At 75.9% G+C, this 311-nt stretch carries 1 protein-coding gene; it reads left to right on the plus strand.

Translation table 11 applies throughout. The features are described from left to right. Nucleotides 1–148: delta-60 repeat domain-containing protein (locus tag JHD63_RS25160; RefSeq protein ID WP_198973174.1), on the plus strand; the 148-nt coding region annotated here is incomplete at its 5' end. Nucleotides 149–311: the final 163 nt, after the last annotated feature.

Here is a 311-nt window from a genome sequence, read left to right on the forward strand (position 1 = left end):
GGGCGGCCAGACGCGCAACCGCCTGGCCCGCCTCAACGCCGATGGCTCGCTGGACACGGGCTTTGATCCCGGCGCCAACGGCCCGGTGTTCAGCCTGGCCGTGCAGCCCGACGGCAAGGTACTGGTGCTGTCTCTTATACACATCTGACGCTGCCGACGAAGAGAACCTAGTGTAGATCTCGGGGGTCGCCGGATCATTAAAAAAGGGGGGGGGGGGGGGGGGGGGGGGGGGGGGGGGGGGGGGGGGGGGGGGGGGGGGGGGGGGGGGGGGGGGGGGGGGGGGGGGGGGGGGGGGGGGGGGGGGGGGGGGG

The sequence above is a fragment of the Xylophilus sp. ASV27 genome, from assembly GCF_016428875.1.
Classification (GTDB): domain Bacteria; phylum Pseudomonadota; class Gammaproteobacteria; order Burkholderiales; family Burkholderiaceae_C; genus Xylophilus.